This is a genomic window from Bacillus nitratireducens (genome assembly GCF_001884135.1).
GTDB classification, from domain to species: Bacteria; Bacillota; Bacilli; order Bacillales; family Bacillaceae_G; genus Bacillus_A; species Bacillus_A nitratireducens.
The window spans coordinates 18224-39991 of sequence record NZ_MAOC01000039.1; the positions used below are offsets into that span (position 1 = coordinate 18224).

A 21768-nucleotide genomic window follows, 5' to 3' on the forward strand; every position below is an offset into this window, starting at 1 on the left:
TTAATAAAGCTGTTTATTTGGGTGAAACTATAAAGTGAAACTTTAATCAGTAGGGAGCTTTTTATTCCCTACTGATTATTAGCCCACACCAATCGGGCTTTTACGGGCTGTTGCCTCCCGCCTGACTCCTTTGAGTAAGCCTAATTTTGAGGTAGGAGGCTTACTGCCCGTTAATGCGGGGTAAAGTGAAACTTTAATCGGTAGGGAGCTTTTTATTCCCTACTGACTATTAGCCCACACCAATCGGGGTAAAGTGAAATTCGGATTTATAAAAAACTGATGGTGAAAAGACCGTGAAGGAGGGAATTTACTTATGTTCTTCTTATCTCTCTTGTTAATAGGTAGCGCTCTCTGGATTACAATCGATCTTTCTTATGGGAGAATTGTTCATTTAAAGCGTGTACGTTCTCGTTCTTTCCCTTTACGTCAAAGTGATTTTCACCTTTATACATACGGAAAAGATTTGTATGACGCCCTTTTTACTGATATAAAACAGGCGAAACACCATGTACACGTTTTATTTTTCATTGTAAAAAACGATGAGATAAGTCGTAAGTTTTTAAAGTTACTTATCGATAAAGCACAAGAAGGGATTGAAGTAAGACTTTTACTCGACCGGTTTGGCAGTCATTATTTATCAAAAGAAGCGATTTACTCGCTACAAAAGCATGGTGTCTCTTTTTCATTTTGTCACAAAGTAAAATTTCCTTTTCCTTTCTTTTCTGCAAATCAAAGAAATCATAGAAAAATTACAGTTATTGACGGGGAAATTGGCTATATTGGTGGATTTAATATTGGCGAGGAATATTTAGGACATAATCAAAAGTTAGGATTATGGCGAGATTATCATTTACGTCTTACAGGAGAAGGGATACAAGATTTACAAAAACAATTTTTACATGATTGGCTCGACGACACAGGCCAAAATTTATTAGATTCATCTCTTTATTTTCCTAAGCAACAACCAGGGACCGTTCTACATCGTTTTATCCCTACTGATGGTGCCTATTTACAAAATACATTTTTACAATTAATCGAAAGCGCGAAAAAAGAAATCTTTATCGGTACACCCTATTTCATTCCTGGAAAAAAAATTATGAACGCATTATTAAACGCACAAAAACGTGGGGTTCAAATAACTATTCTCGTTCCACAAAAGGCCGATCACGCCCTCGTTCGAGAAGCAAAATTCCCATATTGCCGAAAGTTAATACAGGCTGGTTGTAATATTTACGCTTTTCAGCAAGGGTTTTTTCACGCAAAAATCATTATAGTAGACGATCATATTTGTGATATCGGAACTGCTAATTTTGATATGAGAAGTTTATATATTAATCATGAAATCAACTGCCTTTTATACGATAAACATTTCATACAAGAAGTTAAAAATAAATTCCATGAAGATCTAAAAAATACGTCATTACTTTCCTTTGACGATGTCAACCCGCTTTCCCTTATTGATAGGGGCAAAGAATGGATAGGAACGATACTTGCGTTCTTCTTATAGGAAAGTCGATGAATAAAAGAGGTGTATCCTTTATGATTATACGGTTTGGATATGTCTCGCATGCAATGGCACTCTGGGACTGTTCGCCTGCCAAAACAATGACATTTACAAGCTGGAAAAAACTAAAAAAACAAGAGCGTGAAGATAAATTATATAATGTCACACTACAAAATCTAGAACATACAATACGCATCCTTCATTACAATATTGCACACGAAATTCCATTATATCGTTTATCGTCTTCTATCGTTCCGCTTGCAACACACCCTGAAGTTGAATTTGATTACATTCAACTATTCGCTCCACTATGGCGTAAGATAGGAGCATTAATTCAAGAACACAATTTACGCGTAAGTTTTCACCCAAATCAATTCACACTATTTACAAGCGACAAACCACATATTACAACTAATGCAATTACAGATATGACCTATCATTATAACGTGTTACATGCTATGGGAATTGCAGATTCTTCCTACATTAATATCCATGTAGGTGGCGCGTATGGAAATAAGGAGAAGGCAATCGAACGTTTTCATGAAAACATACAGAAACTTCCTTACCATATAAAAAAACAAATGACTCTTGAAAATGATGATAAAACATATACAACTTCTGAAACTTTGGCTATTTGCCAAAAAGAAAAAATCCCTTTCGTGTTCGATTATCATCATCACATAGCGAACCTTTGTAATGAACCGCTAGAAGAATTACTTCCTATGATATTTAAAACTTGGTCACATACAAATGTCCCTCCTAAAGTTCATATTTCTTCTCCTAAATCAGAAAAAGAATTTAGGGCCCACGCAGGTTATATTGATTTAGACTTTATTAAACCTTTTTTACACATTACAAAAAAAATTGATCATAATTTCGATATTATGATTGAAAGTAAACAGAAAGATTTAGCAATGCTACAATTAATATGTGAACTATCCTCTATAAGAGGAATAAAAAGAATAAATAGCGCAACATTGCAATGGTAAATTGTAATGTTGCGCTATTTTTTTCAAAAAAAGTAATTTTTACAGTAAAAAACACCCTATTTTATATGCTATGATTGGAATTAGCATTTTCCACCTGTGATTCAACTTTATTGAAACGGAGTCATAATATGATTAATCAAAAAAATATGTACACTTTGTCATGATGTATATAATTATATTTTCTCTTTGGATATTTCTTATCCCTAGGAATTTAAATATAAAAGAAATTGGAATTCTTTTCTTATTTTGCTTTGCGGCACTCTTTTCTTGCTATTGCTTATATAAAGCAATTAAGAAGATGAAAAGCAGTGACAAACTATTTTGGGTTTTACTACTATGTACTTGCATATGTGGACTAATTATGGAAATAACTTTATTTCTTCAGTCACTTTCTATTTATGATCAAGTCATATTCTCATATAAAGCACTACCTTTTTTCATCATACAATATATTTTGCTTTTTTCTGGCTTTGCTATAAAGTTTATAAAACATTACTCCATTAGAGGTCTTGCTCAATTTTCATTCGATAGCATCTTCATTGTTATTATGAATATTTATTTTACCCTAACCTTTATTTTAGATATTTCTAGCTTTCGTATGTTGACGACGGACACATGGCTTTTGATTGGGTATTTTATCGCACAATCATTAGTAATTTACGCCATTATTAGCCTATATAGGAGAGAACAATATTCTTCTAGTAGAATCTCATTAATTATTGGCTTTACTATCATACTTGTGTACGGATATATACATCTGTTCCAATTAAACAAAGGAATGGAAACTTCTTCTGAAGTCTCTTATTTAATACATACTGCTTCGATTTTACTAATCGGTTTATCGTCCATACTGTACATTTTGGATAAACCAATGCAACATGAAACGAAAATGAAGTATTATCGATTCGATTATGTACGCTTTATATTACCTTATTTTAGTATAATCATTACTTTTTCCTTTATTGTCATTCAGCCTTGGGACGATAAGTTCATGCTAATCGGTCTAGTATTATCACTAATCTTATTATTCCTACGACAACTTTACATGTGGAAAGATAATCAAGTATTAATCGATACGTACGAACAGTTGACTACACAACTAGAAGGAAAGGTCGAAGAAGGTGCATCTGCCCTATCAAAAAGTGAACAGCGTTATAAGTCTTTATTCGAAGATCATCCTGATGCTGTTTTTTCTTTAAATATGAACGGGATTTTTCAACAATCTAATAAGGCTTGTGAAAGTTTATTTACAGCCTATTACTGTGAAGTAACAAGCTATTCTCTTCTACACTTCATCGATCCACAAGATCATGAATTATTGAAGAAATCTTTACAAAGTACAAAAGAAGGTAGGCCACAAACTCTAGAAATTCGAACAAAAGAAAAAGAAGGCTATTATTATTATCTTCACATTACATTCATCCCTATTTTTATAAATAAAGAAGTTGTTGGGATGTTTGGTATAGCACGTGATATTACAACTTTATATGAAAAACAAAAACAAGTAGAGCATTTGGCTTTCCATGATGCACTTACAGGACTACCGAATCGACGAAAATTCGAAAAAGATTTAAAAACGATTTTAAATACAGCGCAAAACAACACTAATGACGTTGCCGTCATGTTCCTCGACTTAGATCGATTTAAAAAAATTAACGATCGACTCGGTCATGATGTCGGAGATTTATTATTAATTGAAGTAGCAAAAAGATTACGTGGATGTTTGCGTTCAAAAGATATCGTTGCCCGCCAAGGCGGAGATGAATTTACGATCCTATTACCCGATATGTACTCTGAAAAAAGTGCTGCTTTTATAGCCGAACAAATTTTAACCATCTTAAATAAGCCTTACTTCATTAAGGATGAAGAACTTTCTGTTACACCGAGTATCGGAATTGCAATGTTCCCGGAATACGGAACCGATGTAACCGAATTAATGAAAAATGCAGATATGGCTATGTACCGGGCAAAAGCTAATGGGAAAAATAGATTCATTTTCTTCTCAAAAGAAATGAGTGTTGCGCAAAATGAACTACACTTCCTAGAAGGTGAACTTTCAAAGGCTTTGCAACAAAATGAATTTTTCCTTGAGTATCAACCGCAAGTAAATACAAAAACAAAACAAATTATCGGTTTTGAGGCATTAATTCGCTGGAAACATCCAAAACTCGGAATTGTATCACCTGCCCAATTTATTCCTCTAGCAGAGGAAACAGGATTTATTATTGAACTTGGTAATTGGATTTTACGTACCGCCTGCTTAGAAGCAAAAAAGTGGCATAACCAAGGATTTTCTCACTTAAAGGTTGGTGTAAATTTATCTGTTGTTCAATTTAACCATGCAGATTTAATCCCAACTATTTCAAAGGTTTTAGAAGAAACAGAACTAAAACCGGAAGCACTGGATATTGAAATTACAGAAAGTATTGCCATTAATCAAAATCAATCTGTAGTTGCAAAACTAGAGCAACTTCAAAATCTCGGTATTCAAATTTCAATCGATGACTTTGGAACTGGTTACAGTTCTTTAGCTTATTTAACGAAATATCCAATCAATACATTAAAAATTGCTCGAGAGTTTATTTGTGGAATTACAAATAGCCCTTTAGAAGAAGCTATTATCGCTTCCATTATTAAGCTATCGAAAGAATTAAATTTAGAGGTTATTGCGGAAGGTGTAGAAACAGAAGAACAATGGAAGTTTTTACACGAGCAAAACTGTGACCACATTCAAGGATTCCTCTTTAGCAAACCTGTTTCTAGTCAAGATGTTTGGATGTTACTCCACGAAAAAACAACCGTCTAAGTAAGACGGTTGTTTTTTTAATGTTCAAATGGCAAATCTGAAGCTAATTGTACCTCTTGATCATTATGAGAAATTACTTGGCTTTTCTCTAAAGCTGTATCTGTTAATGAAATACCCCATGCCATTGCTAACGTTAATAGACTACCAATAAGTAGTTTTTTCATATTCCATCACCCACATCGTTTTCTTTTAATATATCATGAAAATTTATCCACAACTTATGCAATTATGCATACCCATTTTTTGGATATTTCATTACTTTTTGTAGATGTAACTTACGAAATATACCACTATACATATTCCAAATCATTTTAATTTAAATACTTCTTTTTTTTTAATAACGTCTCTTTGTAAGAATGTAAATCTAATAAATCAAAGAAGAAAGACGCTTTTTTATACACTTCTTTAATATCATCTGATGAATACTCTAATTTCTCAAGACACTCGCCCTTTTGATAATACAATTGACCGATTAATTCCATACTTCCCATATACCGAGAAGCTTCAATCGCTTCATTTACTTGATACAATGCCTCTTCAAACTGATCACTCAAATATAAAGCTTTTGCATAATTGTATCGAACTTTAACTGTGAATGCCTCATTATTATGTAGCGATTCTAACCGTTCTAAAATAGCTTGAAATGAAGTTATTGCCCTATCTAATTGATTATTTTCTGCACAAATACTTGCAATAGAATTTTCAATATATAAATTTTGAAATACATCTATCCCTCCGTATGATTGATGTACAATTTTTTTTAACTCTAAAATGCAATATTCAAAATTAATTTTCTGTAAAACATATGCAGATAAGTAATAGTACCAAAGAAGAAACTGATTAAATTCTGGATGAAACTTTTCTTTTTTTAATTCATTTGAAACAATGCTATAAATTTCAGCATATTGTTTCTTCTTACTCAACATTTGAATTCTATCTTTAAATAACTTTTTTCTTTCAATATCAGAATAAATAAGTACCTCATAAAAGTGAATAATAGGAACTTGTAATTTCGCTGCAATACCTTGCAATATATCCATACTTGGGTATACCGCGCCCGATTCAATTCGACTCACTTCCGATTGATGACATATGTTCTCGGATAACTGCTTTTGTGTTAATCCTCTCATCACCCTAATTTTCTTAATTTCACTTCCTAGTTTTTCTGCGTGCATACTTACTCACCATCCCATTATAACAATCTAATTTTTTGAGTTGTCATACCACTACAATAATGTGAATTCGACAATTTTTGATATGAAATAATGCATAATATATATAAAATTCGGCAAATTTTTCATACAATCCATCTCACATAATATAATAAGACTAGTAATTTTATAGATAAATTATAGAAAATTTGCCCGTGCTTTCGTTATATTCGGTCTTCTTTATCCTTTATCAGCAGAATCTATTCACACCCAAGAACTAGATAGAAATGAAGTAAACGTTGAAATTGCTCAGCCTAGTTTAACGATTTAAAAATTAACACAACCTCAAAATGATACAAAAATATATGGCGAAAAAGTATTTAAAGGGTGAGATAAATGAGGCTAAAGCTCAACAAGAGTGAGTGACAACTGAAATGAATGTAGATTCCCAACCTACAAATAAAGAAACAAAAGAAAAGCAAACCGAAGCTCGCCTTGCACAAACTTACGAAAATTATAAAGTATATGGCCAAGATCTTATTGTAAAAGTAGATAAAAATGGAGTAATTACAACTGTTAGTGGTAAAGTTGTCCAAAATTTAGACCAACAACCTAATCTTACTATAACAAACTTTTTGTCGAAAAATGAAGTAAAATCTAAATTACGCGATATACTTCAAATTCTGAGCGATGCGACTGCGACGAAACTCTCTATTGAAATACTTGTTTATAAGAAAAAAGAAGTTTACCACTCGTAGGTAAACTTCTTTTCATATCCATCCCTTTTCTTCTGCAATTGTAATTGCCTCAATTCTATTTTTCGCTTCCAGTTTCGCTAATACTTCCGAAATATAATTACGCACTGTACCAGGCGAAAGATAGAGCATCTTAGCAATTTCATTTGTAGTCTTTCCTTCTTTCGCAAGTACCAGCACTTCTTTTTCACGATCTGATAGCGGATTTTGTTCCTGCCATAAGCCAAACATTAGCTCCTGCGAAATTTCTCGCTTCCCTTTCATGACATTTCGAATTGCTGAAGCTAAGTCCTCGCTTGGGCTATCCTTTAATAAATACCCGTGAACACCAGTTTTCATTGCCCGTTCAAAATAACCTGGTCGTGCAAATGTTGTTAAAATCATTACTTTACAAGGTGACTTTTCCTTCTTCAGCGCTTCAGCAACATCTAAACCACTTTGAATCGGCATTTCAATATCCATAATACTTATATCAGGCTTTAGCGATTCGATTAATTTTAACGCCTCTTCTCCATTCGCAGCCTGCCCAACTACTTCAATATCATCTTCTAGATCAAGTAGGGCTCCTAATGCACCACGAAGCATTCGTTGATCTTCTGCAATAATAATTCGAATCATGCCCTCACCTCATCTTTTCCTGTTCTAATTACAATCGGAACTTTCACCGTTAACAACGTTCCTGGGTTAATCGTATCCAGTTCAACTACTCCATCAATAAGAGCAATCCGCTCCTTCATGCCGCGAATACCGTTTCCATCATGATTTTGATTTTCCAAACCTACGCCATTATCCTCTACTTTCAAAATCAGTTCACCTTGCGATTCTAATACAGATACAATGCACTCCGTCGCCCTACTATGCTTTACAATATTCGTAACTGCCTCACGTAAACACATTCCTAAAATATTTTGTTCAATTGGTGATAACGCACTAGAATTGGCTGCTTGTTTTACTTCTAATTCAATATTAGCCGCTTGTAAAATTGCTTTTATTTGCTCAAGTTCTTCTTCCACTGTAATCATACGCATATCAGAAATTAATTCGCGCAGTTGTTTTAAAGCAGTACGAGATGTTTGTGTAATCTCCTTCGCCTCTATACTTGCGCGTTCTGGATTCTTCACAATCAATTTCTCCACAAGCTGACTTTTTAAAGTAATAAGAGATAACGTATGCCCTAACGTATCATGAAGATCTCTTGCGATGCGCTGTCGTTCCTCGCGTTTTACTAAGTCTTTAATTTGTTCGTTTGCTTCGTTTAGTTGATTTTTCAATATCTTTTTCTGATTAAAATTACGCATTCCAAATGGCGTAAGAAGCATTAAAATAAACATCGGAACGATATTCACTAAACTCGGGATTGTTAGTTGATTAACATTTACAAATATAAAAGCCCCAAGCATTACAACTAATAAACCTAACAGCACACGAAACGCTTTCTTACTTGGCGCAAATCCCATCGCACTCGCCGTGAAATATCCAAACAATATCATGAAGGGGTTATAAAATAGAGCAAATGAGAATGTGAGCATCATTTGAATACACGCCCACAAAATGAACGTTTTCTTAACAAAATAAAGCTGCCGGTACGTGACGGTGAAGACTATCAACATACCGATCCCTATTACAAGCTTCCATCCTGATACTTGCGTTAAATTATAGATTGGAAATAATAAATACACGAGCCACATATACGGGAAGAAACCCATCTGTTTCGGAAAAACTTCAAATCTTTTATTCTCTATCATTTATACCGCTTCCTGTCTTTTTCTTATATATATTGATACTACAACAAATATAAGGAAATAACCTCCTAGTACCGCGATATTTTCCCAACCAATCGACTTTCCAGCTACAATATCCCATGCACCACTTCCGAAATGATATGTTGGTGTCCACTCACCGATAGATCTTAAAATTTTCGGGAATACTTCAATTGGCATCCATAATCCACCGATTACAGCTAGACTCATATTTAAAATATTCGCTAAGCCAGCAGCTGCATCCGCCTTCTTAATTGAACCTATTACTGTTCCAAGGGCTAAAAATGGTGTCACGCCTAGTAATAACCATAATCCTGCACCAATCCATTGACCTATCGTTAACTCAACATTATTAATTAATATTCCTGCCATAAAAATAACTAAAATTGAAAAAGCATTCACTACTGTTTGAGCAATAATTTTAGCTGCTAAATATGCGCCCTCTGGAAGCGGTGTAATTTTTAACAAATGTGTCCATCCTTGCCCTTTTTCCTGAGAAAGTCTCACACCGAAACTAAAAAGAGCAGTCCCTACAATACTGAAAGTCGCCATTGAAATTAAATAATGTGCTTTCCATGCATCTCCGTTTTGCGGGACTTGAATAACATTTGTAAAGATGTAATAAAACATAACTGGCATTAATAATGAGAAAAAGATGAATAATTTATTGCGGAACGTACGTAAAACCTCTATTTTACATTGCATCCATAATGCTCTCATGCGATTCCCTCCTTCTGATTTGCAACAAACTGTTCAAATGCTTCATCGAGACTTCCACGTTCAACTGAAACGTCTGTTACAGGTAGATTCCTCTGATAAATTGCTTGTAAAGTGGCATCTGTATCTTCCGTCGTTAAAGTGAAGCGCCCTTCATTTGACTGTACTTCTGTTACATGCGGTAATTCCTTTAGTAAACTCTTAGGAATTTTCTCTTTCGAATAAAACGAGATTGTTTTTCGAGAAATCGTCGCTTTCATCTCATCCGGTGTGCCATCTGCGATAATCTTTCCATTCGCAAATAATAAAATTCGATCTGCTAACGCATCCGCTTCTTCTAAATAATGTGTTGTTAAAATAATCGTTTTCCCTTCACTTGCTAATTTTCGAATCGTTTCCCAAAACGTTTTTCGAGATGTAATGTCCATCCCTACAGTTGGTTCATCTAAAAATAACAAGTCTGGATTCCCTGCAAGTGCCAGCGCAAAATTCAACCTTCTTTTTTGACCGCCCGATAATTTCTCACATCTTTGCTTTCGTTCTGATTCTAAGTTTGACAACTGCAGTAATGTTTCTTTCTCTACAGGATTCGTATAATAACTACGGAATAACTCGATTGCCTCTTCTACCGTGATGCTATCAATCACACTTACTTCTTGCAGCATCGCACCGAGGCTATTGCGAACATCTCTATGCTTCGGACTCTTTCCAAATATAGAGATATTCCCTTCTGTTGGATCTTTTAACCCGAGCATCATTGAAATTGTCGTTGTTTTCCCCGCACCATTCGGGCCAAGTAATGCTACTATTTGACCTTTATTCACATGAAATGAAACGTTATTTACTGCTTTTTTATGTTTAAATGTTTTAGAAACACCATTTACTTCAATAATCTTTTCCATCTCTCCACCCCCGCCTTTTCTTATATTTACATTGTATGCTCTGGAAAAGTTAGGAAACAGTATGATGCGTCATGACATCCATATGACAATTGTCATGTATTCTCTATGAGAGGAATCAACCCGCATACCGCACGCGAGTAGCAGTACAAAAACAAACATGATACAATCGGGTAAGACATATATTCGAGGAAGGACAGTGGTTTTCATGATTATTCGTAATGAACAAGATTTAGAAGGTTTACGAAAAATCGGCCGCATCGTTGCACTTGCACGCGAAGAAATGAAGAAACAAGCGAAGCCAGGTATGACAACGAAAGAGCTTGATTTAATTGGTAAAAAAGTATTAGACGAGAACGGTGCTATTTCAGCGCCTGAAAAAGAATATAAATTCCCAGGTGTAACTTGCATTAGTGTAAACGAGGAAGTTGCTCACGGTATTCCAGGCGATCGTGTATTAAAAGAAGGCGATTTAGTAAACGTAGACGTATCGGCAGCACTTGACGGCTATTATGCAGATACAGGTATCTCATTTGTTCTTGGAGAAGATGAAGAAAAAGAAAAGCTATGCCAAGCTGCAGTAGATGCATTTTGGGAAGCAATGAAAAAAGTAAAAGCTGGATCAAAACAAAATCAAATTGGTCGTGCTGTTTCTAACTTTGCACATAAAAGTGGATATAACGTAATCCAAAACTTAACTGGTCACGGCATCGGTCTTAGTTTACACGAAGCTCCAAACCACATTTTAAGCTACTATGATCCAATGGATAATGCACTTCTAAAAGACGGTCTTGTTATCGCTGTAGAGCCATTCATCTCAATGAAAGCAGATCACATCATTGAGCGCGGTGATGATGGTTGGACATTCGTTACACCAGACAAAAGCCTTGTTGCACAATGTGAGCATACAGTTGTCGTCACTCGTGGCGAGCCAATTATTTTAACTCAACTATAATAAAAAAATAGCCGTTTTGTAGATTCCTTCTACTAAAGCGGCTGTTTTTTATTATTTTTAATTATGTAATATCCCCATAAACAGAAAGCTTATAAAAATAAAAAGGTGATACATCAAAGTATCACCTTTTTAACGGGGTGAGGCTGTCCAAAAGTACGGAAAACCTTTGAACAGCCTCGTATTTTCATATGGATGCCTTACATATATCACTGATGATAATTATGAAATGCGGAAACATAGTTATCATCACATGATTCAAACAAAAGAAAAGAAACCCTATGACAGATCTCTTTTCTCCACATAATCTAAAGTTTGGGTACACTAGATTCATGCAATGTAGGAGCCTTCAGAACTGAAAGCGATCCTTCATTTAAAATGATAGCATACATATATCTGCTAAAAATATGCAAATGTGCATATAGCGTTTTTTATTTCTCAACATCAAATTATTGAAAATTCAGATATATAAAGTTAAAATTAAGTCGTTATCCGTCTTCTTTTGTCAGTCAGAGAGAATAGAAGAATGGGAGAGGAAAAAATGAAAAAATCGCTGAAACAAAAAATAGTAAGCTCCTTGCTTGCTGTATCACTCGCCGTTAGCTTAGCTCCAATCGGACAAGCAAAAGCTGATTCCACGTCAGAAATTACACAAACTCCATCTATTACAAAACAAGTTGATGCAAGCCGCGCCATCGAGCATATCCGTTTCTTATCCGAAACAATCGGTCCCCGACCAGGTGGTACAAAATCAGAAGAATGGGCTTCTCGCTATGTTGGTATGAAGCTTAAATCAATGGGATATGAGGTAGAATATCAGCCCTTTCAAGTGCCGGATCAATACGTTGGATTTATCGAATCACCATTATCCACAAAGCGTAATTGGCAAGCTGGTGCTGCTCCAAATGCACTGATTTCTACAGAAGCTGTTACAGCTCCGCTTATCTTTGTTCAAGGTGGTACAAAGTTGGACGATATTCCAAATGAGGTAAACGGGAAAATTGTTTTATTCGAAAGAGGTGCAACAGTAGCAGATTATAATAAACAAGTTGAAAATGCTGTTAGTAAAGGGGCAAAAGGTGTACTTTTATATAGCTTAATTGGAGGTCGTGGAAACTACGGACAAACCTTCAACCCTCGCTTAACTAAAAAGCAGTCTATCCCTGTCTTTGGTCTTGCTTATGCTCAAGGAAATGCGTTTAAAGAAGAGATTGCTAAAAAAGAGACAACAATGCTTTCCCTAAAAGCGAGACATGAATCTAATTTAACCTCCCTAAATGTCATCGCTAAAAAGAAACCAAAAAATAGTACAGGTAATGAAAAAGCTGTTGTTGTAAGTTCACACTATGATAGTGTCGTCGGAGCACCTGGGGCAAATGATAATGCTTCTGGTACAGGATTAGTATTAGAATTAGCTCGTGCTTTTCAAAATGTAGAAACTGATAAAGAAATTCGTTTTATTGCTTTTGGTTCTGAAGAAACTGGCTTACTTGGCTCTGATTATTATGTTAATAGTCTGTCCCAAAAAGAACGCGATCGAATTTTAGGTGTCTTTAACGCAGACATGGTTGCAACAAATTACGATAAAGCAAAGAATTTATACGCAATGACTCCTGATGGATCAACGAACCTTGTAACAGATGCTGCCTTACAAGCAGGTAAACAATTAAATAATGATCTCGTTCTTCAAGGAAAATTTGGCTCTAGTGATCACGTACCATTTGCTGAAGTGGGTATTCCTTCTGCACTATTTATTTGGATGGGTGTCAATAGTTGGAATCCATTAATCTATCATATCGAAAAGGTATATCACACGCCTCAAGATAATGTATTTGAGAACATTTCACCCGAACGTATGAAAATGGCATTAGAAGTTATCGGAACTGGTGTTTATAACACCCTTCAAAAACCTGTTACCCAAACTGAACAGAAAGCTGCTTAATCATTTAAAAGACCACTGATTTAATTAGTGGTCTTTTATTGAGAAAAAATATATATGCATAAAAGCATATTTTTTCCTATTCATTATCGTATACAATATTAACTGTAACAAAAATGATTACAACTAATAAGGAGGCTTTTCTACTATGAAAAATATGATTTTAGCCGGCGCATTAACTTTAACAGGAATTACTGGCGCTACCGCGTTTATTCCTGAAACAAAAGTCGCTGCTGCCGCTCAAGAACAAAGCTTTACAAAATTTTATTCTTTGCAAACTGGAGCTAGTTCTGAACAAGAACCTATTTTCCTTCAAAAGGGACAAGAGCTAACAATTCAACCTAACAGCAAAACTCCTAGTTACAGTGTTTATGACTCAAATCATAACCTTATTGGGCGTTATTCTGATGGTTACGGCCGAATTTTCACTGCAAAAACAGATGGAAATATGTACGTTCAATTTCATGCACCTTACGTTTACTATAGTCCTGTTAGCTTTTCTGTTACTTATACTATTCAATAGAAAAGAGGTCCTTTACAGGGCCTCTTTTATTTCTCTTTCCAATTTACTTTTACAAATCCATCTTTCACCATTACACCACTTATATTAAACACATACTTTTCATTTGCCTTTAATGTAACTGTAAAAATACCTTTTTTCGATTCACAGATCTTCTTCAACTCTTTTATCCCTTCCCCTTGTCTTTCGTTTTCGCTAACTTATAGCATAAGGAATATATTTGCTGCTTATATATATCAATTAATTCTTCTACCCTTTCTTCCATCGTAAACCTCCTGTCACTTATATAAGACGATGCAAATTCTCCTTTTGTTTGATAAAAATTTTATTTTTTATTATTTCCATATAAAAAGGCAATCACAACATCGTGTGATTGCCTTTTACTTAAAGCGAAAAATCGGCTCCGCTTTTCTTTATGTCCAGCGGCTAGAATACTCGGTGGCTTCGCGCCTTCCTCCGAGGCAAAGTACGCCTCTCTGTTAGGAGCTCCATCCAACTCCTATTCTAAGCGAGCCGCTTCTGCTTTTCTTAATTACATTTTTTCTGGTGCAGATACTCCTACGATTGCTAATGCATTTTGAAGTGTAGTGCGTACTGCTTTCATTAATTCGTAACGAGCTTTACTTAATTCTAAGTTATCTTGGTTTAATACCTTTTCTGCATTATAGAAGCTGTGTAATGCTGCTGCTAATTCAAATGCATAGCTTGTAATGCGGTGTGGCAGACGTTTTTGCGCTGCATCCGCAACTACAGCTGGGAATTCACCAAGTTTTTTCAGTAACTCTACTTCTTTCTCAGAAGTAACAAGTTTGTAATTCACGTCTCCGCCTGTAGCTAATCCTAACTCTTCACCTTGACGAAGGATACTACATACGCGAGCATGAGCATATTGTGCATAGTATACTGGATTTTCATTAGATTTTGATACAGCTAAGTCCATATCGAAGTCTAAATGAGAATCACCACTACGCATTGCGAAGAAGTAACGCATTGCGTCCACGCCTACTTCTTCCATAAGCTCACGAAGTGTAACTGCTTTACCTGTACGCTTACTCATCTTCATTTTTTCACCATTTTGGTACAGTTGTACCATTTGGATGATTTCTACTTCAAGTGTTTCTTTATCGTAACCTAGCGCTTGAATAGCAGCTTTCATACGAGGAATGTAACCGTGGTGGTCAGCACCCCAAATGTTGATTAGCTTATCAAAACCACGCTCTAATTTATCACGGTGGTAAGCGATATCTGGCGTTAAGTATGTGTAAGAACCGTCATTTTTAATTAACACACGGTTTTTGTCGTCACCGTAAGTCATTGAACGGAACCAAGTTGCTCCGCCTTCTTCAAAGATCTCATCACGCTCTTTTAATACTGCAAGTGCAGCATCGATTTTTCCGTTTTTGTATAATGATGTTTCTGAGAACCATACATCGAACTTAACACGGAAGCTTTCTAAGTCTTTTTGAAGTTTTGCTAACTCATATTTTAAACCGTATGAACGATAGAACTCATAGCTTTCTTCTGCATCAGCTTTTGCGTAACGATCGCCAAACTCTTCAGCTAAACGTTTACCGATTCCAATGATATCCGCACCATGGTAACCGTCTTCTGGCATTTCTTTCTCTAAGCCTAAAGCTTGCATGTAACGAGCTTCAACAGAAAGAGCTAAGTTATGAATTTGGTTACCAGCATCATTAATGTAGTACTCACGAGATACATCGTATCCTGCTTTTGCTAATACGTTACACAAAGTGTCACCTACCGCTGCACCACGTGCATGTCCTAAGTGAAGGTCACCTGTTGGGTTCGCAGATACGAACTCAATTTGTACTTTTTCACCTTTACCAGTATTCGTTTCACCGTAAGCTTCGCCAGCGTTAACGATTGTTGGGATTAAGTCTGTTAAGTAGCTATTATCCATGTAGAAGTTAATGAAACCAGGACCTGCGATTTCAATTTTTTCAATAGAAGCTTTTGCTTTATCGAAGTTTGCAACTAATTCTTCTGCAATCATACGAGGTGCTTTTTTCGCAACGCGTGCAAGTTGCATTGCCATATTTGTAGAGAAATCACCATTTGTTTTATCTTTTGGAGATTCTAATATAACGTTTGGAATCTGTTCTTCTGTTGCTAATTCTGCCTTTAATACAGCAGCTTGAATTTCTTCTTTAATCAATCCTTTTACTTGTTCTAAAGAATTCATTATTTTGCCTCCTTCAAATTAATTGTAATTGTATATCTGCCAGCTTCCTGTTCACTTAGAAGCAATGCGTACGTTAAGAAGAGTTGTCCTTTTTTCTTTTCATCCGACCATTTAAAAAGAACGTTATCAGTTTTCGTTTGCAACGCAAACGTACCAAGTCCACTCGTATACGTACCAGTTGTCCATTCACCTTTCACATGCGTCTGACGCATAGAGATAGCACCTGAACGCATAATGAGAACTTGTTCATCTTGAATTTTAATAATTGTTTTCACTTCGCCTTGTTCGTTCGGCTCCTGGAATGTTATATATGTACCTTGACCTTTTACATAGTATTGACCATTTGCTTCAAAAGCAACGGTTTCCTTCCTCGCCCCTTCACGGATTTCTGTTACGAAATGAACGTGTACCGGCAAGCCTGCAAGTTGTTTCTTCACGTCTTGCACACCCTTCAAATGTTATAGATATTAAATACTACTTATAATAAATCACTTTTCCTATCATATCAAAAAAAGACGCTGTCTGTCTGCTGAAAAATCAGGAAAACTCTTTTTCAAAAAATAATTCACCTTCACTTTATTTCATATGATAAAATGTTTTTTAAATCTAAATATTCTTTCTTTTCAAGGGGTGAATTTGGTGCTACCAACAAAATTGAAAAAAGGTGATGAACTTAGAGTTATTTCACCATCTTGTAGTTTAAGTATTGTCTCCACTGAAAACAGAAAGCTTGCTGTAAAAAGATTAACCGACATGGGCTTTCAAGTTACATTCTCAAAATATGCTGATGAGATAGATCAATTTGCTTCCTCTTCTATTTCTTCACGCGTTCAAGATTTTCATGAAGCATTTAAAGACCCTAATGTAAAAGCAATTTTGACGACACTTGGAGGATACAACTCTAACGGTTTATTAAAACATCTCGATTATGATTTAATTCGAGAAAATCCGAAGTTTTTCTGTGGCTATTCTGATATTACCGCTTTAAATAATGCCATTTACGCAAAAACAGGACTCGTTACATATTCAGGTCCCCATTTCTCTTCATTTGGAATGGAGAAAGGCCTCGAGTATACGACTGATTACTTTTTAAAATGCTTAACTTCTAAGGAGCCTATTGAAGTCCTTCCATCTGAAACGTGGAGCGATGATTCTTGGTATATAGATCAAAAAGATCGAGAATTTATTAAAAATGAAGGGTATGTTTCAATTCAAGAAGGGGAAGCGACGGGAGATATTATTGGTGGTAATATGAGCACATTTAATTTACTGCAAGGTACACCATATATGCCAAGCTTACAGGGCAAAATTTTATTTCTTGAAGAGGATAGTTTAACCGGAAAAGCTACCCTTAAAACTTTTGATCGATATTTACATTCTCTTATGCAGCAACCTGACTTTAAACATGCAAAAGGCATCGTTATAGGAAGAATGCAAAAAGGAGCAGAATGTACGATAGAAGACATTCAAGAAATGATTGCTTCAAAGCCTGAACTTACACATATACCTATCATTGCAAACGCAAGTTTCGGACATACAACTCCTATTTTTACTTTCCCAATTGGCGGAAGAGCAAAAATCACTTCTAATAAAAAGAACACATCCATTACAATTGTAACGCAGTAAAAAAGGAGCGAACGATTCGCTCCTTTTATGTTTTTTCTATTTTTTGCAACGCTTTTTGCGGGATTGATTCTTTTGGAATTTCAGCCCATCCTTTTCCCTGCATACCTTTTGCATAAATTTTTATAAAAGCACCCGTATGCAATTCACGGTTCACCATTCTTTTAATAACTTGTAGCTTTCCGTCTTCTGTATACCCTTTAAATGTATACAAATATTCATCGTCTTTTTTCTCACTTTTATCTATAACAGCATAATAATCTTGGATTTCTTTATTGGAAAAGAAGTTGTCTACAAAGGCATGCACACCTTCTGTTTTTGTGTTTAAATAGTACGCTGTTCCACCTAAAATAATGGCGAACACAGCTAAAACTTTAATTACCAATTTCATAAATGCGCCTCCTGTTTGCACTTCTTTCTCACTAACCGTATGTCTATACCTGTATTATACGAAAAAAAGCATACTATACTCTATCGAAATGCCTTACACTTTCCTTACATTATTGTAAGAGTTTTTCACCTTACAGCAATTTCCCAATAAAAAATTTTTCCGTTTAACAAACTTTTATATTATTATTGAATGATACAAATTTTTATTACAAAAATCAAAGGAGACAGTTTTCAAATGGCTATCTTGCAAGGTTTAGCACTATTACTTGTTGTACTTTGTCTATTTACACTTTTTAGTTACCGTGCGCCTTACGGAATGAAAGCAATGGGCGCTTTAGCTAATGCAGCAATCGCAAGTTTTCTTATTGAAGCATTTCACCGTTATATTGGTGGAGAAATGTTTCATAATGACTTTTTACAATCAGTAGGAGAAGCTTCTGGTAGTATGAGCGGTGTCGCAGCGGCAATTTTAGTCGCATTAGCAATCGGTGTCTCGCCCGTATACGCTGTTTTAATCGGTATCGCTACTAGCGGATTCGGTATTTTACCAGGATTTTTCGCCGGATACGTTTGTGCCTTCGTCGTGAAGTTTCTCGAAAAGAAATTACCAGCTGGTGTAGAGTTTTTAGCAATCCTATTTATCGCTGCACCAATTTCACGTGGAATGGCCATGCTTATGGATCCACTCGTTAACGCAACACTCGGTAAAATCGGTTCTATGATTTCAGTTGCAACTACAGAAAGTCCTATCATTATGGGTATTATGCTTGGTGGATTAATAACAGTTATTTCTACATCTCCATTAAGTTCTATGGCACTAACTGCAATGCTTGGATTAACAGGTTTACCAATGGCAATTGGCAGTCTTGCCGTTGCGGCCTCAGCCCCGATGAACTTTATTTTCTTTAAACGACTAAAAATTTGTTCAAAGAAAGATACAATTGCTGTAGCAATCGAGCCGTTAACACAAGCCGATGTTGTCTCAGCAAACCCAATCCCTATCTATATGACCAACTTTGTTGGCGGTGCGCTTGCCGGTATTATTACGTCGCTATTCCAGCTCGTTAATAATGCACCAGGGACAGCATCACCAATTCCAGGACTTCTCGTCTTGTTCGGATTCAATGATGTAATAAAAGTAACGCTCGCTGCCGTATTATGCGGAATCGTTACCACTATTGTTGGATACATTGGATCAATTGTATTCCGCAAATATCCAATCCGTCCTGCTGATGAAATTCGCGGAATTACTTCGGAAGAGAAAGTTGCATAAGAAAAAAGAGCCATTCTCAAATGATGAGAATAGCTCTTTTTTTATGTCAAATGACGTTAAGTGAAATTATATCGGTGATTCGACAAAGAATATCGACTTACCAACACATAACGACAAAAATAAAGGCCTCCTAGACTTAGGAGGCCTTTACTTTTACTTTATCCAGCTACAACGGCTAGAATGATCGGTGGCTTCACTTCTTCCTTCGAGGCAAAAAGCGCCTCTACGTCTGAAGCTCCATCCCCCTCACATTCTGAACGAGCCGTTTCCGCTTTTACTTTATCCAGCCGAGCAGCATTTCCCGCACGAATTTGCTTGCTGCAACTGGTGTTTGATCACTATGGTCGTAGACTGGAGCTACTTCTACTAAATCTGCTCCAACTACATTTATATTTGAATTTGCAATTGCTACGATGGAATCTAATAGCTCTTTAGATGTGATACCTCCAGCCTCTAACGTTCCTGTTCCAGGAGCGTGAGCTGGGTCTAATACGTCAATGTCAATTGTGACATAGACTGGGCGTCCTGCAAGTTTCGGTAATACTTCTTTTAACGGTTCTAATACGTCAAATTTGTATAAGTTCATACCTACTTCTTTTGCCCATTCGAATTCTTCCTTCATTCCAGAACGAATACCGAAAGAATATACGTTTTCCGGACCAATTAAATCGCACACTTTACGAATTGGTGTAGAGTGGGATAAAGGCTCTCCCTCATATGACTCACGTAAGTCAGTATGGGCATCCATATGGATGATTGCTAAATCCGGATATTTTTTTGCCATTGCCTTAAAAATTGGCCAAGACACTAAGTGCTCACCGCCGAGACCTAGTGGAAACTTACCGGCATCTAAAAGTTTTGATACATACTCTTCAATCATGTCTAAGCTGCGTTGTGCATTTCCGAATGGTAATGGGATATCACCCGCATCAAAATATTTTACCTCTTCTAGTTCACGATCTAAATACGGACTATATTCTTCAAGACCGATTGATACTTCACGAATACGTGCAGGGCCAAAGCGAGATCCTGGACGGAAACTTACTGTCCAATCCATAGGCATCCCGTAAATAACTGCCTCTGACTCTTCAAAACTTGGATGACTTTTAATAAATACTTTACCTGAATAAGCTTCATCAAAACGCATATTCTTTTCCTCCTTATGTGGAACTTAAGGTATCCCAACCTTTCACTATTTCTCAAATTTGGAGCGCATTGCTCCTCTTTCTCGATTTACCGGGGTCTTCTTTTTTAACGATAAGAAGACAATTTTCTTTACAGAAGTGTAAGTAGCTAGCATGCTCAAGTCTTCTGGACAAACACCTTAAATGAGCTACTTACACTTTATTTGTTCAAACTCGATTTCTTACTTAATTAAATCGCCAACAAATTTCGGTAATGCGAATGCTGCATTGTGTAATTCTTTTGTGTAGTATTTCGTTTCGATTTCGTGGAAACGCTCTTCACTTACTTCTAGTGGATCATGTTTTTTAGATCCAATTGTGAATGTCCAAAGTCCACTTGGGTAAGTTGGAATGTTCGCTGTGTATAAACGAGTAATTGGGAAAATCTCTTTTACGTCTTTAAACACAGTTGTAATTAGTTCTGGTGTGAACCAAGGGTTGTCCGTTTGAGCAACGAAAATACCATCTTCTTTTAACGCTTTAGAAATTCCAGCGTAGAAGCCTTTTGTAAATAGGTTTACTGCTGGGCCTACTGGCTCAGTAGAATCTACCATAATTACGTCATATTCATTTTCGCTTTCTGCGATGTGTAGGAAACCGTCTCCTACTTTTACTTCTACACGCTCATTATCTAATGCGCCTGCAATTGATGGTAAGTATTGTTTAGAGTACTCAATTACTTTTCCATCGATTTCAACAAGAGTTGCTTTCTTTACGCTTGGGTGTTTTAACACTTCACGAATAACACCGCCATCGCCACCACCTACAACTAATACGTTTTCAGGGTTTGGATGTGTAAATAAAGGTACGTGCGCTACCATTTCATGATAAACGAACTCGTCCTTTTCTGTTGTCATAACCATGCCATCTAAAATAAGCATGTTCCCGAACTCTTCCGTTTCAACCATATCAAGTTTTTGGAATTCTGTTTGCTCCGTATGTAATGTGCGGTTAATACGCGCCGTAATTCCAAAATGTTTTGTTTGTTTTTCAGTGAACCATAGTTCCATCGTACAATCACGCCTTTCAATGCAAATTTATAATAGGGGACATCATTAATGTCCCCTAACAAAAATAAAACAAAACATCCAAAAAGTATAGCT

General features: G+C 36.0%; 19 protein-coding genes and 3 pseudogenes. 9 read left to right on the top strand and 13 right to left on the bottom strand.

The window, feature by feature from the left end:
- Nucleotides 1-313 precede the first annotated feature (313 nt).
- The 3 genes and pseudogenes from cls to BAU23_RS14825 form a co-directional block, all read left to right on the top strand.
- Nucleotides 314-1507: a cardiolipin synthase gene (gene cls, locus BAU23_RS14815; protein WP_071734734.1), complete on the top strand. Its 1194-nt coding sequence runs from the start codon at nt 314-316 to the stop codon at nt 1505-1507.
- Nucleotides 1508-1539: 32 nt separating this feature from the next.
- The gene (uvsE, locus tag BAU23_RS14820) at nt 1540-2493 is read left to right on the top strand and encodes a UV DNA damage repair endonuclease UvsE (RefSeq protein WP_000586779.1); all 954 of its coding nucleotides are present in this window, start codon (nt 1540-1542) and stop codon (nt 2491-2493) included.
- A gap of 139 nt (nt 2494-2632) precedes the next feature.
- Nucleotides 2633-5299: pseudogene (locus tag BAU23_RS14825) on the top strand (DUF4084 domain-containing protein); the annotation flags it as partial.
- A 17-nt stretch (nt 5300-5316) separates the two neighbouring features.
- Here BAU23_RS14825 and papR read toward each other — a convergent pair.
- Both papR and BAU23_RS14835 read right to left on the bottom strand, forming a co-directional pair.
- Nucleotides 5317-5463 carry a quorum-sensing peptide PapR gene (gene papR, locus BAU23_RS14830; RefSeq protein WP_000734740.1) on the bottom strand — a complete coding sequence of 49 codons (147 nt, stop codon included), beginning with the start codon at nt 5461-5463 and terminating at the stop codon, nt 5317-5319.
- A gap of 147 nt (nt 5464-5610) precedes the next feature.
- Nucleotides 5611-6474, bottom strand: coding sequence for a helix-turn-helix domain-containing protein (locus BAU23_RS14835; RefSeq protein WP_000542918.1), 864 nt, complete (start codon nt 6472-6474; stop codon nt 5611-5613).
- Between the two features lie 410 nt (nt 6475-6884).
- Here BAU23_RS14835 and BAU23_RS14845 point away from each other — a divergent pair, with 410 nt between their 5' ends.
- Nucleotides 6885-7208 (top strand): bacillolysin, encoded by a 324-nt coding sequence (locus BAU23_RS14845; RefSeq protein WP_071734773.1) that lies wholly within the window; start codon nt 6885-6887, stop codon nt 7206-7208.
- 12 nt (nt 7209-7220) lie between these two features.
- Here the strand turns inward: BAU23_RS14845 and BAU23_RS14850 are convergent, their stop codons facing one another.
- From BAU23_RS14850 to BAU23_RS14865, 4 genes are read right to left on the bottom strand one after another with little or no spacing between them, the layout of a single operon-like run.
- A complete protein-coding gene (locus BAU23_RS14850) occupies nt 7221-7823 on the bottom strand; it encodes a response regulator transcription factor (protein ID WP_000619272.1) in 603 nt (200 codons plus the stop codon).
- Complete coding sequence (locus BAU23_RS14855) at nt 7820-8950, bottom strand: sensor histidine kinase (RefSeq protein WP_071734736.1); 1131 nt, start codon at nt 8948-8950, stop codon at nt 7820-7822. Before BAU23_RS14855 ends, BAU23_RS14850 begins: the two co-directional genes overlap by 4 nt.
- Nucleotides 8951-9685, bottom strand: coding sequence for an ABC transporter permease (locus tag BAU23_RS14860; RefSeq protein WP_001202437.1), 735 nt, complete (start codon nt 9683-9685; stop codon nt 8951-8953).
- Nucleotides 9682-10584 (bottom strand): ABC transporter ATP-binding protein, encoded by a 903-nt coding sequence (locus BAU23_RS14865; RefSeq protein WP_000411119.1) that lies wholly within the window; start codon nt 10582-10584, stop codon nt 9682-9684. The genes BAU23_RS14860 and BAU23_RS14865 overlap by 4 nt, the downstream gene beginning before the upstream one ends.
- 157 nt (nt 10585-10741) lie before the next feature.
- Between BAU23_RS14865 and map the strand changes: the two genes are divergently transcribed.
- From map to BAU23_RS14880, 3 genes are all read left to right on the top strand, one after another.
- Nucleotides 10742-11536, top strand: coding sequence for a type I methionyl aminopeptidase (gene map / locus BAU23_RS14870; protein ID WP_116733296.1), 795 nt, complete (start codon nt 10742-10744; stop codon nt 11534-11536).
- A 538-nt stretch (nt 11537-12074) separates the two neighbouring features.
- Nucleotides 12075-13475 carry a M28 family metallopeptidase gene (locus tag BAU23_RS14875; RefSeq protein WP_071734775.1) on the top strand — a complete coding sequence of 467 codons (1401 nt, stop codon included), beginning with the start codon at nt 12075-12077 and terminating at the stop codon, nt 13473-13475.
- A gap of 145 nt (nt 13476-13620) precedes the next feature.
- Complete coding sequence (locus BAU23_RS14880) at nt 13621-13995, top strand: hypothetical protein (protein ID WP_000794128.1); 375 nt, start codon at nt 13621-13623, stop codon at nt 13993-13995.
- A 26-nt stretch (nt 13996-14021) separates the two neighbouring features.
- Here BAU23_RS14880 and BAU23_RS14885 read toward each other — a convergent pair.
- The 4 genes and pseudogenes from BAU23_RS14885 to BAU23_RS14900 all read right to left on the bottom strand — a co-directional run.
- A pseudogene (locus BAU23_RS14885) lies at nt 14022-14180 on the bottom strand (anti-sigma factor); the annotation flags it as partial.
- Nucleotides 14174-14278 (bottom strand): annotated as a pseudogene (locus tag BAU23_RS30930) (RNA polymerase sigma factor); the annotation flags it as partial. The pseudogenes BAU23_RS30930 and BAU23_RS14885, both read right to left, overlap by 7 nt.
- 246 nt (nt 14279-14524) lie before the next feature.
- Nucleotides 14525-16195 (bottom strand): arginine--tRNA ligase, encoded by a 1671-nt coding sequence (gene argS / locus BAU23_RS14895; protein WP_001086435.1) that lies wholly within the window; start codon nt 16193-16195, stop codon nt 14525-14527.
- The gene (locus BAU23_RS14900) at nt 16195-16632 is read right to left on the bottom strand and encodes a YwiB family protein (RefSeq protein WP_071734737.1); all 438 of its coding nucleotides are present in this window, start codon (nt 16630-16632) and stop codon (nt 16195-16197) included. Before BAU23_RS14900 ends, argS begins: the two co-directional genes overlap by 1 nt.
- 148 nt (nt 16633-16780) lie before the next feature.
- Here BAU23_RS14900 and BAU23_RS14905 point away from each other — a divergent pair, with 148 nt between their 5' ends.
- A complete protein-coding gene (locus BAU23_RS14905) occupies nt 16781-17821 on the top strand; it encodes a S66 family peptidase (RefSeq protein ID WP_116733297.1) in 1041 nt (346 codons plus the stop codon).
- Nucleotides 17822-17846: 25 nt separating this feature from the next.
- Here the strand turns inward: BAU23_RS14905 and BAU23_RS14910 are convergent, their stop codons facing one another.
- A complete protein-coding gene (locus BAU23_RS14910) occupies nt 17847-18209 on the bottom strand; it encodes a YxeA family protein (RefSeq protein ID WP_000779926.1) in 363 nt (120 codons plus the stop codon).
- A gap of 234 nt (nt 18210-18443) precedes the next feature.
- On the opposite strand from BAU23_RS14910, the gene BAU23_RS14915 reads away from it, so the two are divergent.
- The gene (locus BAU23_RS14915; protein WP_071734739.1) at nt 18444-19481 is read left to right on the top strand and encodes a PTS sugar transporter subunit IIC; all 1038 of its coding nucleotides are present in this window, start codon (nt 18444-18446) and stop codon (nt 19479-19481) included.
- A 274-nt stretch (nt 19482-19755) separates the two neighbouring features.
- On the opposite strand, the gene speB is transcribed toward BAU23_RS14915, so the two are convergent.
- On the bottom strand, nt 19756-20628 hold the full coding sequence (speB, locus tag BAU23_RS14920) for an agmatinase (protein WP_044737348.1): 873 nt from the start codon (nt 20626-20628) through the stop codon (nt 19756-19758).
- A 219-nt stretch (nt 20629-20847) separates the two neighbouring features.
- The gene (gene speE, locus BAU23_RS14925) at nt 20848-21675 is read right to left on the bottom strand and encodes a polyamine aminopropyltransferase (RefSeq protein ID WP_000424696.1); all 828 of its coding nucleotides are present in this window, start codon (nt 21673-21675) and stop codon (nt 20848-20850) included.
- Nucleotides 21676-21768 lie beyond the last annotated feature (93 nt).